The organism is Bacillus norwichensis (genome assembly GCF_014836955.1).
Classification (GTDB): domain Bacteria; phylum Bacillota; class Bacilli; order Bacillales; family Bacillaceae_C; genus Siminovitchia; species Siminovitchia norwichensis.
Genome location: NZ_JACSPV010000029.1, coordinates 40507 through 55769, shown reverse-complemented (window position 1 = coordinate 55769; position 15263 = coordinate 40507). Strand labels below are relative to the sequence as shown.

Below are 15263 nucleotides of genomic sequence, written 5' to 3'. Positions count from 1 at the left end.
AGATAGGGGAACCCTTTTAGGGTTAGCCGGAAGAGTAGTGCGGTTGGCGAACTTTTCAGTGCCCTTTCAGGGCTGGCCAGCAACAAAGGCTTTCAGCCGCAGAGCAAACCACCCGTTCTCACGGGTGGTTTTGATTGTGAAGAAAATATCATTACTTTTTGAAGAAATGATGACTAGAAGCTAAGATTCTTTGATTTTCTATTGTTGTATGCAATAATTCATACAGAAAAAGCATCCCTAGAGGTGAGAAAATGGAAAGATTACAAAAAGTCATTGCTCAAGCTGGAGTAGCTTCACGCCGAAAAGCAGAGACATTAATTATTGAAGGAAAAGTAAAAGTGAACGGTCAAGTTGTGACTGAACTTGGCACGAAAGTGGGTCCAGCGGATAAAATAGAGGTGAATGGCATCCCGCTTGTGGGAGAAGAAAAAAGATATTTTTTGTTTTATAAGCCGCGGGGAGTAATCAGCGCTGTTAAAGATGATAAAAGCCGCAAAGTTGTTACAGATTACTTTGAACATATTACTGAAAGGGTGTATCCGGTCGGACGACTGGATTATGATACGTCCGGACTCTTGCTTTTGTCCAATGATGGTGAATTCACTCATCTATTGACACATCCGATGCATGAAATCAAGAAAACTTATGTAGCCAAAGTAAAAGGAATCCCAGCACGTGAAGTCTTGAAAAAATTAGAAAAAGGAATTGTTCTAGAAGACGGAAAAACAGCTCCAGCAAAAGTACAGCTCCAAACGGCAGATAAGAGAAAGAATAGTGCGATTGTGGAAATCACCATCCACGAAGGCAGAAACCGCCAGGTACGAAGAATGCTGGAAGCTATAGGGCATCCTGTAATGAAGCTAAAACGGGAAAATCTTGCTTTTCTCAATCTGCATGGTCTAAATGCAGGGGAATTCAGGGAATTAACTCCTCATGAGGTCAAAAGGTTGAAAGTTCTAGCCAAAACAGGGCAATGATGTAGATAGGAATTGTTCGATATTCACATAACCTTCATATCAAAAGCCTTAACAAAACTTATATAGTGATATAATGTGTGTTGAATATTTGTGCTTCAAGGAGGTTGGGTTGATTCTTATGGCTTCGAAAAAGAAGCGTCGTTTGATTATCAGAACAGTTATTTTAACTGTCATGACGGCTGCTGTTATTTATACGTTATATGCAAACTTTACGAAGGACTCAAGATCAAGGATTTCGGCTGGAGATATGGCTCCAGATTTTGTATTAGAAGATTTGAATGGGGACAAGCATCAATTGTCCAGCTATAAGGGGAAAGGTGTTTTCTTGAATTTCTGGGGAACGTGGTGCAAGCCATGTGAGCGGGAAATGCCGTATATGAATAATCAATACGCTAAATTCAAAGACCAAGGAGTCGAAATATTGGCGGTCAATGTTGGCGAGCCTGAATTCCAAGTGAATAAATTTGTGGAAAAACATGGACTGGATTTTCCAGTTTTAAAAGACAAAAGCAAAGATATCATGAATATGTATGGTGTCTTCAATTTACCGGCCACCCTTCTTGTTAGTCCTGAAGGTAAGGTCATAAAAGTTGAAGAAGGTCAATTAACAGAGCAAAAAATTAGGGAAATGATGGAGAGTATCAAACCTAAGGGGAGCTAGTTATTTATGAAAGAAGTAAAATGTGTCTGCGGCCATGTCAATCCGCACGGGACCATCCTATGTGAATCATGTGGACGTGCCCTCACGGATGAGGCAAAGAAGGGAAAACTCCATGACATGCGTTATGAAGGGAGCGCACGTCGGTCACAAACGTACAATAAGACTTTCGTTGATAAAACGTGGAACTTTTTTTCCTCGGTCAAAGTGGGAATTTGGCTGATTGTTATCACGTTGATTGCCTCAGCGCTTGGAACTATATTTCCCCAAGTAATGTACATACCGCCAAATGCGGATCCAGCTCAATATTATGGCGAACAATACGGTACTTTGGGCCAGATCTATTATTGGCTCGGTTTACACGATTTATATAGCTCCTGGTGGTATCTGCTGTTGATTGCTTCAATAGGGGTCTCCCTTGTCATCTGTAGTTTGGACAGAGCGGTTCCGCTTCATAGAGCATTAAAAAACCAACGGGTTGACCGCCACGAAGGGTTCTTGAAGAGGCAGCGACTTTTTAATCGTAAGGAAACAAATATTTCTGATGAGGACATTGAAAAGTTCAAAAAGGGCCTTAAGGATAAAAAGTATCATATCCGCGTAAAAGACGGAAGTATCCTTGCAGAAAAAGGAAGGTTTTCAAGGTGGGGTCCTTATGTCAACCATATTGGACTCATCATATTCCTGATTGGAGGAATGCTGCGATTCGTTCCTGGCATGTATATCGATGAAGTGCTTTGGTTACGTGACGGAGAAACAAAAACAATTCCTGGGACAAATAACGAATATGCCTTGGAAAATAAAAAATTCACAGTTGATTTTTATGATAAGGAAAAAGACAAGGAAGTATACAATTCTGCCTTGGAGAAAGTGGGTTCCGTAGTAAAGGAATTCCAATCTGATGTAGTGCTATACAAACGGGATCCTGAAGAGACTCTTGGCTCAGACAGCGAGCTTGTCGAAGTGAAAAAAGCAAAAATTATTGTGAATAAACCTTTGAAGTTCGACCACTTCGCTATCTATCAAACAAGCTACAGGGCAGATGAGTTTCAATCAATGACTTTTACCTTGATGAACAAGAAGCAGGAAAAGGGTTATGGAGATGTGACAATCGATTTATTTGATCCGAAGGACAGCTATGATTTGGGCAATGGATATAAAGTTGAGCTAGTTGGCTATTATCCAGATTTCTCCGGCTTTGCCGAGAATGGGGAGCCTGAAACTCAATCACCAAATCCGAACAATCCCGCTTTTGTGTTTAATATGATCTCACCAGAACATCCGAAGGGAGAAGTCAGTTTTACAGCCATTAAGCAAACGGTGGAGCCGTTGGGCGAAACTGACTATAAAATGACCTTCAAAGGTATTGACACAAGAAATGCAACAGCGCTTACTGTTAGAAAAGACATGACTTTATGGATTCTGGGAATCGGCGGTGCTATTTTCATGATTGGTGTCATTCAAGGCTCGTTCTGGATGCACCGAAGAATCTGGCTTCAGCGTAAAGATGAAGAAATTTTAATTGCCGGCCATACAAATAAAAACTGGCATGGGCTGAAAAAAGATATATCTGATTTGATTACAGATACATCTATACCAGATGTGATCGATCAGACGGGAGAAAATACAGGAAAAGAAAGTGGGAATACATGATGACAGGACTCCTCCAGGTAAGCAGCAATTTGCTATATGCTTCACTTATATTATATCTTGTTGCAACCTTCCTTTTCAGCGGAGCCATCCGTGATAAACGGGGGAGGGAAAAGCAGACGGGAGTTAACCGTTGGGGAATGCTTGCGATCATTGCAACAGTGATTGGTTTCTTATCCCAGCTAGGTTATTTCATTACAAGATGGGTTGCAGCTGGGCATGCACCTGTCAGTAACCTTTTCGAATTTACAACTTTTTTTGGAATGATGGTTGTTGGTGCCTTCATTCTTCTGTTCTTTATTTATAAACTGAATGTGCTCGGATTGTTTGCCCTGCCGACAGCTTTTCTTTTAATTGCTTATGGAAGCATGTTTCCAAGGGATGTTAGTCCGCTGATTCCTGCATTGAAAAGTGACTGGCTTCATATCCATGTTACAACAGCGGCAGCAGGACAGGCGATTTTATCCATCAGCTTTGTAGCGGGCATTATTTACCTATTAAAATCTGTTGACCCTACAGTTAAGGATAAGAGATCCTTTTGGCTTGAGGCTATCATGTACTGTGTTGTTGCGACTATTGCTTTTATCATTATTTCAACATCGTTCAATTTAGCGCATTATAATGCAGATTTTGCATGGGTGGACAAAAATGACACTCCAGCAGAAACGTCTTATCAACTGCCTGCTCTTGTTGGACCCCATGAAGGGGAACTCCTGACCAAGGATCGCATGAGCCCGCTTGTAACGATGCCGGCTATTGTGAATGCTAAGAAACTCAATACTGTTATTTGGACGGTCATTGCTGGTACAATTCTTTATTTACTGATTCGGCTTATTACCAGAAAGCGGGTCAGCTTGTTATTAAAACCGCTAGTCAAAAATGTTAACCTTGATCTTGTTGATGAGATCGGATATCGGTCAGTCTTAATTGGATTTCCAGTATTTACCCTGGGGGGCCTCATTTTTGCAATGATTTGGGCCCAGATTGCTTGGACGAGATTTTGGGGATGGGATCCGAAAGAAGTATGGGCACTTATCACATTTCTTTTCTATGCCGCATTTCTTCATTTGCGATTATCAAGGGGATGGCATGGAGAAAGGTCTGCATGGCTTGCGGTTGTTGGGATTGCCATTATCATTTTCAATCTTGTATTCGTCAACTTGATTATTGCAGGTCTTCATTCCTATGCATGATAAATGGCGAAATTTTTTGCTCAAAGCCCTCACTCTTTAGGTGTGGGCGTTTTTCTTATACAATAGTAAGTAAGTACGCTAAGATGAAGCCAAGGGGGAAAGAAAATGGAACAAGAAGTCAAAATTTTGGTTGTAGATGATGAAGATCGTATTCGTAGATTATTAAAGATGTATCTTGAACGTGAGAATTACGTTATTGATGAGGCGGCTGATGGTGAAGAGGCGCTTGAAAAAGCACTTCTGAACGAATATCATTGTATTTTACTTGATTTGATGATGCCGAAAAAAGACGGTATTGAAGTTTGTAAGGAATTACGTGAAGAAAAGGCCACTCCGATTATCATGTTGACTGCAAAAGGCGAAGAAGCAAATCGAGTGCAGGGTTTTGAAGTTGGGGCAGACGATTACATTGTCAAGCCATTCAGTCCGAGGGAAGTGGTGTTAAGGGTAAAAGCTGTTCTAAGGAGGTCTTCTCAAACAAGCTTTCTTCAAACTGACCCGACAGCGCGAGATATTATCGTCTATCCGCATTTATCAATTGATCATGATGCTCACCGGGTTACAGCTGATGGAAAAGAAGTGAACTTGACTCCGAAAGAATATGAGCTTCTCCATTTCCTAGCCAAATCACCTGATAAGGTGTTTGACCGCGAGCATCTGTTAAAAGAAGTATGGCAATATGAATTTTTCGGGGACTTAAGAACAGTAGACACTCATATTAAGCGATTGCGCGAGAAATTAAACCGCGTATCGGAAAAAGCAGCAGGAATGATTGTCACTGTTTGGGGAGTCGGTTATAAATTTGAGGCAGGAAATGAATGAGACTTTGGCGCAGTGTTGTTGGAAAAGTATGGATGACCATTCTGCTGCTGGTCTCCTTTGTTTTGATTATTCTTACCATATTACTGATACAGTTTTTTGAGAAATATCATGTAAACCAAATTGAAAAGAGCTTGTCAGATACAGCTGAAAAAATATCAGGAATTATTGAATCTCACCGGAATGATGGACTCGGTGAGGAAATTGTATTTGAAATTGTGGACGCTCCGATGAGGGTCGCCATTGCCTATGATAAAGAGAAATTTCATTATTCTCCCAACATCGAGGAAAAGAATAAAATTCCTTCCTACGTGTTCTTGAACGATGATGAACTGAGCACTGTATTTACAGAAGAAAAAGTGGTGAAGAAAGAACTCTCTCTGTCTGATCTTCATGATCCAGGCAGCAGATTTAGAAATTATCTCGTGGCTGGTGTTCCGCTTCATCTGAATGATAAGGAAACTGGAGCTATCTTCATCTATCAATCACTAGGGGTTCTGAAGGAAACGACGAAACAGACAGCTAATCTCATTTTATTGGCAGCAGGAATCGCTATTGTGTTGACGACCATCTTCGCATTCTTTTTATCTACGCGTATTACTGCGCCCCTGCGTAAAATGAAAGAAGCTGCATTCGAATTGTCGAAGGGGAATTTTGATACAAGGGTACCGTTTCTAAGTCAGGATGAAATTGGAGAGTTGGCCATTGCCTTCAATCAAATGGGGAAACGCCTGAAATTTAATATGAATGTTTTAAGGCAGGAGAAGGAACAGCTGACAAGCATTCTGAGCAGTATGGCTGATGGCGTTATGACATTCAGTCGGGACGGAACTATTTTGATTACAAATCCTCCAGCCGAAAGGTTTTTGCAGCAATGGCCCATTGATGGTAACGAAGCGAATCCGATTCCACCTGAAATGGCGGATTTGCTGGAACAGGCCATAGCTGATGAAAAAGAACATACTGGTGAACTAACGATTCAGGGGCGGTACTATGTGGTGATTGTCAGTCCGCTTTATACTCATGATCAAAAGAGTGTGCGCGGTGCAGTGGCAGTGATAAGAGATATGACAGAGGAACGCCGTTTGGACAAACTCAGAATTGATTTTGTGGCGAATGTATCTCATGAGCTTCGAACTCCGATTGCCATGCTTCAGGGATACAGTGAAGCAATCATAGATGATATTGCCGGTTCTGAAGAGGAAAAGCAAGAAATCATTAAAATTATCTACGATGAATCACTTCGGATTGGAAGGCTTGTCAATGAATTGCTTGATTTGGCGAGAATGGAAGCAGGGCACATTACTTTAAACTTTGAAGAAGTGGATGTCGGAGCATTTGTCGAAAGGATTACTTTTAAATTTCAAACAATCGCGCGGGATAATAAAATTAAACTGCAAAGCCATCTAGATAAAGAAAACATCATGTTCTCGCTCGACCCTGATAAAATTGAACAAGTGCTAACGAATTTAATTGACAATGCGATAAGGCATACGCATGAAAATGGCAAAATAGTCGTTACTCAATCCAGCGTACAAGGCGGTCTTACCATTTCGGTGCAAGACGATGGTACAGGGATACCAGAGGAAGATCTGCCGTTTGTATTCGAACGTTTTTATAAGGCGGACAAAGCGAGAACGAGAGGAAGGGCCGGCACAGGTCTTGGACTTGCCATCGCCAAGAATATTATTGACGCGCATCATGGCCAACTGACAGTGGCAAGCAAGCTTGGTGAAGGAACAACCTTTACTTTGTTTTTGCCAAATAGAAAATGAGGAAATCTGCTGAATATTGACGTCTAATCTTGTTTCATGCGTAACAAATTGATAGAAGCCGAAGGAATTTGATAAAAGCTTGGTTCAGCTAAATCAATAAGGTGTATGACGTCATTAAGACAGGCAAACTATAGTTTTTAGACAAATATCTTCACAAATTCAAACTCTTGATGTATAATGAAGCTTAATAACATATATGATTCATCTTCGGGGCGTGGTGAAATTCCCGACCGGCGGTAATGAGCATAGGTCTCTGAGCCCGCGAGCCTGATAAAGGCAGGATTTGGTGCGATTCCAAAGCCGACAGTATAGTCTGGATGGGAGAAGATGAAGGTAGCCGCTTTACGTTCAAATTGCAGGAATTTGAACGTTTATTAAGAGATGCCTTAATCCTCCCTCAAAAGTTAAAAATTTGAGGGATTTTTCATTTTTAGGCAGTGAAATTCGGCTTACCTTTCTTCAACATGGGGTGAATCTCAAAGGAGAGAGGATTTTGAAAAAATTTAATACGAGATCATTTGTAGCAATCGGGATGCTGAGCAGTTTGTCTTTTGTACTGATGCTCATTAAGTTCCCAATTCCGCCGTTTCCGGCATATCTCACCGTGGATTTCAGCGATATTCCTGCATTGATCGCTGCGTTGATGTTCGGTCCACTTGCAGCAATAATAGTCGAATTGATTAAAAATATTCTTGATTATTTAATGATCGGTAGCGAAGCCGGTATTCCAATTGGAAACTTTTCGAACTTCCTGGCAGGAACGATGTTTGTATTACCGACTTATTATGTGTTTAAAAAACTGAAAATAAAATGGGGATTAGCTGTATCGTTAACCATTGGAAGCATATTTATGGCAGTTTTCATGAGTATCCTGAACTATGTGGCAATTCTGCCGGCCTATATAATCTTGCTTGGTTGGGACCCAATGTCAACTTCGGATCTTCGCCAGCTGGTTGTAGCCGCTATCCTGCCATTTAATATAATCAAAGGGCTCATTGTAACCCTCATCTTTTTACTTGTATACAGCCGCATGCGTAATTGGATTGATAAGCAAGTTGTTTATCGGAATATATAAAATAGCTATTTCAATAGAGCCAGCAATGAAGCTTTTCATTGTTGGCTCTTTTCATTATTGCTTTAAAAATAATGAAAATAATACGAATTTTTGCAAACTAGAGGGACGTTCTACGTCATATGATGGGGGGAATTGAGTTTGTGGTATACGGTTTTCTCCTCTAACTAAATACAAAGGAGTAAGGAAAATTACGACTTTAGTCTATATGATAAATCAGTCAATAAATTATACTGATGTTGTGGGAGTAATACTTTTGAGGGGGAAATGAATGATTAGACTTACAAATTGGGCCTTAAAAAATAAGTCAGCTGTCATTTTGATGACTGTCCTGATTTTAGGGCTTGGAACACTCAGTTATTTTACATTGCCAAAGGAGTTTATGCCTTCTGCAAATAACCCTGCAGTAACAGTCATTGTCATGGGGCAGGGGACCGATGCAGATACCATGGCTGAACAAGTCACAAAGCCTATAGAGAAAGCGATTGGATCGGTGAAAGGTAAAAAACATGTATTTTCTACGTCTGCGGATGGGTATTCATCCATAGATATTGCATTAGATCCTTCGGTAGATATGAAAGAAGCTAAAACTCAGGTTCAAGAGGCATTAGCTACTATTGAGCTGCCAGAGGGATATACAAAACCAATCGTGTCTCAGTTAAACTTGGATATGATTCCTTTATGGCAAATCGGGCTTTCCTTTCCCGAAGGAATCAACCGAGATGACATGGAGAAAATAGAAAATGAGATTATTCCGATGTTCCAGGGCATCTCGGGAGTATCTGATGTACTTGTATATGGGAAACAGCAGACGCAGGTGAATATTACACTTGATCAGAAAAAAATGACTGATTACCATATTCCTATTCAGGCTTTGATGGGGATTCTCCAAGGAAAGAATCTTGCAGTGGCAGTGGGCGAAGAAACCATTGACAACCGAAAAGCCAATTTGAAAGTGGTTGGAAAGATAAATGGAATAAAAGAACTTGAGAACCTGCAATTAGCTTCGGAAATTCGTCTGAAAGATATTGCTAAGGTCAGTATTAATGATTCAAGTGAAACATTTTTTACAAGAGTGAATGGAGAGGAAGCTGTAGCATTGCTTCTTCATAAAGAGTCCAATGCCAATGCTGTCTCAGTTGGTAAAAAAGTAGAAGAGACAATGAAGAAGGTGAATAAGGAATTTAATCCTGCAATCGAGGCGTCTATGCTTATTTCGTTTTCTGAATTTATAGTTAATTCTGTAGATAGCATGATGCAGGCGGTACTTATTGGTGCTTTATTTGCCACAATTGTTATTTTTGTCTTTTTGCGACATCTTCGGATGACACTCATCACCATTGTGAGCATCCCGTTATCTCTTGGATTAACTCTATTTTTGCTTTCACAATCCGGAATTACGCTAAATGTATTGACGATTGGCGCAGTTGCCGTAGCCGTGGGCCGCTTGGTAGATGATAGTATTGTTGTGATCGAAAACATATTCAGAAAAGCTCAGAACGGAGATTTTTCCAAAGAAGTCATTGTGACCTCAACAAAAGAGGTTGCAGCAGCAATCACTTCATCGACATTGACAACTGTTGCTGTATTTTTACCAATGGGACTCGTGAAGTCACTTGAAGAATTATTACTCCCGTTTGCGCTGACGATTACATATGCGCTCCTTTCCTCGCTTCTTGTTGCATTAGTCGTAGTTCCGCTTATGGGTTCACGGATGTTGAAGCAGGGCAAAATGCCAGTGTACAAGAAACCGAAACGGTATATTAAAGTACTGGATTGGAGTTTAAGGCATAAATGGGTGCCGCTTATACTATCTTTGTTTATTTTTATCGGAGCGGTAGGCATGTATGCTGTTATGCCGAAAGGGACGGCTGATGCAGCGGATAATGATGTGTCCGTAAGCATGGTTTATCCAGATGATATTCCTTTTTCAAAAGTAGAGGATGAAGTTCTTGTATTTGAGTCCTTTTTGATGGATCAGCCTGAAGTGAAAGAAGTGATTACTTTCCTTGGCTCGAATCCGGAGGACGCACAATTCAGCCAGATTAATTCACAAAATCAAGGAAGCTTCCACGTAGTGATGAAGAAAGATGCAGATACCGAAAAAGTGATGGAAAAGATAGAGAAGGAAAAAGAAAGATACACAGAAGCAGACTTCGATATAATGTTTGCCACCCTTGTAAACTTTAGTGATTCAACAATCACATTGGATGTAGTCGGAAACGACGCCAATAAACTAATCGAAGCATCCAAGCTAGTGATGGATGAAGTTAAGGGGATCGATGGAGTAGAAAAAGTTACAAGCAATCAAAATGAACTAAAAACAGTCTATGATATTAATGTCAATCAGAAGAAGGTAAACACAGAGGAAGTGGCGAAGCAAGTGCAGACGATGCTGAACCCATTTCCAATTGGTATGATCAAGCTGGAAGGGAAAGATACTGTAGTTATGCTTGACAGCTCTATCCATCCAACTTCAGAAAATGAATTAAAGGATATTTCTGTCATTGCTAATGAAAAAACTGTGGAGCTTTCATCCATTGCAAAGATTGAAAGAGCGGAGAAACCAACAAGTATTCTTCGGAAAGACAACAAAGAATACGTTCGGGTTAATGTGGAGGCAGACTCAAAAAATCTCTCTAAAATAGCGAATGAAGTCAATATGAAGGCGGAGAAATTGTCTTTGCCTGATGGGGTTTCACTAGAATATGGGGGAGCAGCAAGTGCACAGTCAGAACAGTTTATGGAATTATTCCAATTGATGGCAGTCTCTATTGGCCTAGTCTACTTGATTATGGTTCTCACATTTAAAACGCTTCGGGCCCCGCTTGTTATTTTGTTTACATTGCCGTTGGCTTTAATCGGTGCCATTCTAGGATTGCTTATTTCCCGGACACCTATTGATATAGGCGCTATGATTGGGGCACTTATGCTGATAGGAATTGTTGTAACAAATGCAATTGTTTTACTCGACCGGGTAAGGCAGAATGAAAAGACAATGCCAATACGACAAGCTTTGCTTGAGGCTGGTGCTACAAGGTTCCGTCCGATCATCATGACCGCTTTGGCTACTATCTTTGCCATGATCCCACTTTTGATCGGTAAGGAAGAAATGGGAAGCATTGTTTCAAAAGGGCTAGCTGTAGTGGTGATTGGTGGATTGTCTGCAGCGACGTTACTGACATTAGTCATCATCCCCGTAGTATATGAGCTATTTTATTTTAAAAAGGCAAAAAAACAGCGGTTGGAAAAAGAGGCTGATATAGCAATTTAAAGTGAATTTTCAGAAAAACAGGAGGAGTTTAGGGCGGGTTTAATACCCGTCCTTTGCTGTTCTCATAAAAGCGGTGACTAATGCTCGTAAAGTAAGATGCCGAGCATTTGGGGTTTTAAATAAAAGCAGTCACGAACAGTGGGACAAAAGAAAGTGGGGGGAGAGCATTCTCAGTAATTGATCTAATATGGAGAGTATTCTTTTTCTCAGACAGCATGTCAGTCAAAGAGGCTATTATTACACCTTTTAGGCTAACGCAGCTAGTATTCCATCGAAGTAAGCAGCCGGCTTAATTCAGCCAAACTGAATATTTTCTTAAAGTACAGCTTTGAAGGTAAGAAAAAGGGCCAGGAGATGAATTGTTGAAGATCTCGGAGATTCGTCATCCATTAGCAGCTCTTAAGAGAAAAAACCTAAAAAATAGAAAAATCAGTTGAAGAAAAACAAAAAAACTGTTTTCTCCAACTGATATACTGTCGGAACATTTTAGAGAGACTCTCTAAAATCTATTCGAACTTCAATGGATCTCCGTCAAATGGTTCGTCGGCAACTTTTATAGATTCAGTTGGGCAGCCCTCGAACGCATCTATCATATCATCTTCCAAAATATCGGGAACTTCCGCAATGCCTTTATTGTCATCAAGGACGACATATGCCAATCCCTCGTCGTCATAGTCATATATATCAGGAGCAGCAGCTCCGCAAGCACCACAGGCAATACAGGTGTCTTGGTCGACCATTGTAAACTTGGCCACTTATAATCCTCCTATCACTCATCTATGTCAATGTTGTTTGGGTAACATAATTGGCATGAAGATTTATTTCTATACATATATTAATCCTCTGGAAACAACATTTCAACATAAAAGAAATTTGTAACGAATTTGTCGAACTATTTTATTCCACGGAAGATCGTAGAGAACATAGTCGAAAAAACAGATTCGTGATAAAATTAAAGAAACCTTTTCTTTTTTATTCAAAGCAAAGATCAGCATGATAAAAATTATTTCACAAAAAATGTTCAATAAGGCATCGTGCATACTTGGAGTGCTGGGGAATAAAGGGCAAGCACCCCCTACATATGATGGATAGATAATTGGTCTAATAAAAGAGTGATTTTTCATGAGAAAAAGCAGGCAGTCAGAGCTCATTGAACAGATGACTCATCGGGAGCTTACATTCCACTTATATTTGACTCAATTCATATTACTGGGGATTTCCTTAGTAATAGGGGCCTTCATCTTTGATATGGCTGAAGTTGGTCAGAAATTCCAATTCGATTTTAAGTGGTTTGTTTGGGGGATTGCTAATGGTGCAGTAGTAGTAGGCATTGATATAATCATGATGAATCTATTGCCGAAAAAGTATTACGACGATGGCGGGATCAATAATAAAATTTTTAAGTCGATGCCTTTTTGGCAAATTCCTATTGTAGCCTTCGTCATTGCCTTTACCGAAGAGCTGTTGTTTAGAGGGATTGTGCAAACAACCGTAGGACTTGTGGGAGCAAGCCTTATTTTCGCTATTATCCATTTGCGATATTGGTCTCATTGGTATTTATTGATGAATGTTATTTTATTGAGCTTCTGGATAGGCATAGTCTATAACCTGGCGGGGCAGCTGTTGTGGCCGGTAATCGCCATGCATTTTACGATAGACTTTTTGTTAGGGATATATATAAAGTTCGGTTCTTTCCGAAAGGATTTGTAAAAGAAGGGGATTAAAAATGGAAATGAATCAAAATCGTCTAAATCGGCAAATGGCCGATAACGAAAACGAACAGGATGCAGGAAAGGATGCGCTCCCTTCTAGAGCTGATTATCATAGAGAAAAGAAAAAGCCGGATACAGCTCAGAATGGGAATACAAAGAAGAAAAAAGTATCTATACCGCTTGTTCTTTTACTTATTTTACTGATGCTTCCGATCGTAATACTGTCCATCATCAATAATGGGGATCGCTCTAAAGCGAATCCTGCAAATAGCAGTTCAGGGGAAGAGGTCTCTTTTGAAGAAGATTCAGTGATGGAAGCAGAGCCTAAAAAAGAAAAGGAAACCGATAAAGCCGATAAAAAAGAGGAAAACGAACAAGAAAAAATCAAAAAAGAGCAAGCTGAGAAAGAAAAAGCAAAAAGAGAAGCGGCCAAAAGAGAAGCCGCCAAAAAGGAAAAAGCTAAAAGAGAGGCTGCAGAGAAAGAAAAAGCTAGGCAAGAAGCAGCTAAAAAAGAAGCCGCCAAAAAAGAGGCGGCTAAGAGAGAAGCAGCAAAGAAAGAAGAACAGGCTAAAGCAGCAGAACATGAAAATCCACCGAAACAACAGGAAGAACAAAATCAGGCCAATAACAATGAAAATACTCAAGGGAAGGTCACTTATCATACAGTCCAGCAGGGAGAGAACCTTTTCCGGATTGCTCTGAAATATTATGGCTCCCAAGCAGGTGTTGAAAAAATAAGGCAGGCAAATGGACTTGCAGGGAATGAAATCAGTGTTGGGCAAACATTGACTATTCCACTGCCCTAATAGTTTCATAAAATGGATTAGCCCCTCATATGATGAAGATGAGGGGCTTTTTGAAAATATAAAATTAGATAGATTGAATAAAAGAATTGCGCTTTATTTGAAACAGGTGCATTAGGGTTCCCAGGTTCTGAACGGTATTCTAAAAAGTTCAGGATGTTTTTATCAAATTTTGAATCTTGGGAAGTATTCTCCGGGCGTCGACAGTTTTTTTATACGGTATCGTACGGAACTGAGTCCAAACATGCGAGACAGAGCGTTCCAGTGCCAATGGTGCAAACAGGACGCGATTTAAGTTGGTCAGGCACTGGCGCAATAATCAAGCCACGTTCAGGAAGAAAGCGCTCATGCGGTATAGCTTATTTAAGGAGCGTATGTTTTCCTCGACTAAAGCCGCATGAAGAATTTTTACGATGTAATTGAAATGAGCAGCTTTGATGTGGCAGCTGAAGAGCTCCCACATCAAATTTATGCGTCTTTCGCTTTTCTAATGGGGGGATCGTATGGACAAAGTTAGGCTTACACTAGATGAGCAAGTGGACGAAGCAACAAAAAAAATGATGCTGCATTTAATTGAGAGAAAAGTGAAATATGATCATTATAAAAATACTCACTTCTTTATTCTGTCATTTTTCATACTCTATTGTCTGACTTTGTTATTTATTAGCTACCCGCTCGTCGTTGTTCCAAAAGGCAATTCAATCATTAACAGTATTACTGCATTGTTAGGGACAAACCATCTTATTTTTCTCTTTTTATTGGGGGTTCTTTTGTTTGGAGCGTTAAAATTTTATTTTGAGAAAAAAGAGAAAGCTGAAACTGAATTCCATGATTTAAGATGTGAAATTATCGAAAAAAGCCATGATATATGGAATGAGGAACATTGGAGCAGCCGCCATCGCGTTTTTGATGAGATGAAAAAGAAGTACGATATTAATCTATATTACGAAAGTAAGTGAAATAATTATAGAAGCTATCTTGCTCAGATGGGTGTGAAATATTTTTGCAAACGCTGTTGACAAACAAAAGTTAACCGGATATAATTCGGTTTAACTTCATTCAGCGGAAGTCTCCCACTTCAGTAAGTGGCGAGATGAATGCATAATGATATTCCATTCAGTGGAGGTTCAAACCTCGGCTGAATAAAGTCAAAGCTCCGGCGGATGCCACAGATTTTCAGAGGAAATTTATCAAGTGGAGCTCGATATAATCTGGGCGAAATATGCCAAGGCGCATTTGATCTTACCAACACAATAAAAAAGTATTGACCGGTCAACCGGAAATACAACCTTTCTAGGATTGTATTTTCGGTTTTTTGTTGTTTTGGGGA

At 40.1% G+C, this 15263-nt stretch carries 13 protein-coding genes and 1 riboswitch; of the genes, 12 read left to right on the top strand and 1 reads right to left on the bottom strand.

All coding sequences use genetic code 11. The features are described 5' to 3' along the window. The 9 genes from H9631_RS22415 to H9631_RS15095 form a co-directional block, all read left to right on the top strand. A partial coding sequence (locus H9631_RS22415) for a hypothetical protein (RefSeq protein ID WP_225221071.1) occupies positions 1 to 184 on the top strand: 184 nt, incomplete at its 5' end. A 67-nt stretch (positions 185 to 251) separates the two neighbouring features. After that, complete coding sequence (locus H9631_RS15130) at positions 252 to 977, top strand: pseudouridine synthase (protein WP_191814222.1); 726 nt, start codon at positions 252 to 254, stop codon at positions 975 to 977. A 118-nt stretch (positions 978 to 1095) separates the two neighbouring features. Further along, positions 1096 to 1638: a thiol-disulfide oxidoreductase ResA gene (gene resA, locus H9631_RS15125; RefSeq protein WP_191814220.1), complete on the top strand. Its 543-nt coding sequence runs from the start codon at positions 1096 to 1098 to the stop codon at positions 1636 to 1638. Between the two features lie 6 nt (positions 1639 to 1644). Continuing rightward, positions 1645 to 3288, top strand: coding sequence for a cytochrome c biogenesis protein ResB (gene resB, locus H9631_RS15120; protein WP_191814218.1), 1644 nt, complete (start codon positions 1645 to 1647; stop codon positions 3286 to 3288). Continuing rightward, positions 3285 to 4478 carry a c-type cytochrome biogenesis protein CcsB gene (gene ccsB, locus H9631_RS15115; RefSeq protein WP_191814216.1) on the top strand — a complete coding sequence of 398 codons (1194 nt, stop codon included), beginning with the start codon at positions 3285 to 3287 and terminating at the stop codon, positions 4476 to 4478. The genes resB and ccsB overlap by 4 nt, the downstream gene beginning before the upstream one ends. A 105-nt stretch (positions 4479 to 4583) precedes the next feature. Beyond that, positions 4584 to 5300: a response regulator transcription factor gene (locus H9631_RS15110; RefSeq protein WP_160707273.1), complete on the top strand. Its 717-nt coding sequence runs from the start codon at positions 4584 to 4586 to the stop codon at positions 5298 to 5300. Further along, positions 5297 to 7072: an ATP-binding protein gene (locus H9631_RS15105; RefSeq protein ID WP_191814214.1), complete on the top strand. Its 1776-nt coding sequence runs from the start codon at positions 5297 to 5299 to the stop codon at positions 7070 to 7072. Before H9631_RS15110 ends, H9631_RS15105 begins: the two co-directional genes overlap by 4 nt. A 199-nt stretch (positions 7073 to 7271) precedes the next feature. Beyond that, positions 7272 to 7405, top strand: a riboswitch (FMN riboswitch). A gap of 160 nt (positions 7406 to 7565) precedes the next feature. Further along, on the top strand, positions 7566 to 8147 hold the full coding sequence (locus tag H9631_RS15100) for an ECF transporter S component (protein WP_191814212.1): 582 nt from the start codon (positions 7566 to 7568) through the stop codon (positions 8145 to 8147). 268 nt (positions 8148 to 8415) lie between these two features. After that, positions 8416 to 11418: an efflux RND transporter permease subunit gene (locus H9631_RS15095; RefSeq protein ID WP_191814210.1), complete on the top strand. Its 3003-nt coding sequence runs from the start codon at positions 8416 to 8418 to the stop codon at positions 11416 to 11418. Between the two features lie 506 nt (positions 11419 to 11924). On the opposite strand, the gene H9631_RS15090 is transcribed toward H9631_RS15095, so the two are convergent. Further along, a complete protein-coding gene (locus tag H9631_RS15090; protein ID WP_120115089.1) occupies positions 11925 to 12173 on the bottom strand; it encodes a ferredoxin in 249 nt (82 codons plus the stop codon). Positions 12174 to 12540: 367 nt separating this feature from the next. Between H9631_RS15090 and H9631_RS15085 the strand changes: the two genes are divergently transcribed. The 3 genes from H9631_RS15085 (at position 12541) to H9631_RS15075 (ending at position 14892) form a co-directional block, all read left to right on the top strand. Beyond that, positions 12541 to 13128, top strand: coding sequence for a CPBP family intramembrane glutamic endopeptidase (locus H9631_RS15085; protein ID WP_191814208.1), 588 nt, complete (start codon positions 12541 to 12543; stop codon positions 13126 to 13128). Between the two features lie 16 nt (positions 13129 to 13144). Then, positions 13145 to 13936 carry a LysM peptidoglycan-binding domain-containing protein gene (locus H9631_RS15080; RefSeq protein WP_191814206.1) on the top strand — a complete coding sequence of 264 codons (792 nt, stop codon included), beginning with the start codon at positions 13145 to 13147 and terminating at the stop codon, positions 13934 to 13936. Positions 13937 to 14436: 500 nt separating this feature from the next. Then, on the top strand, positions 14437 to 14892 hold the full coding sequence (locus H9631_RS15075; RefSeq protein WP_191814204.1) for a DUF2663 family protein: 456 nt from the start codon (positions 14437 to 14439) through the stop codon (positions 14890 to 14892). Positions 14893 to 15263 lie beyond the last annotated feature (371 nt).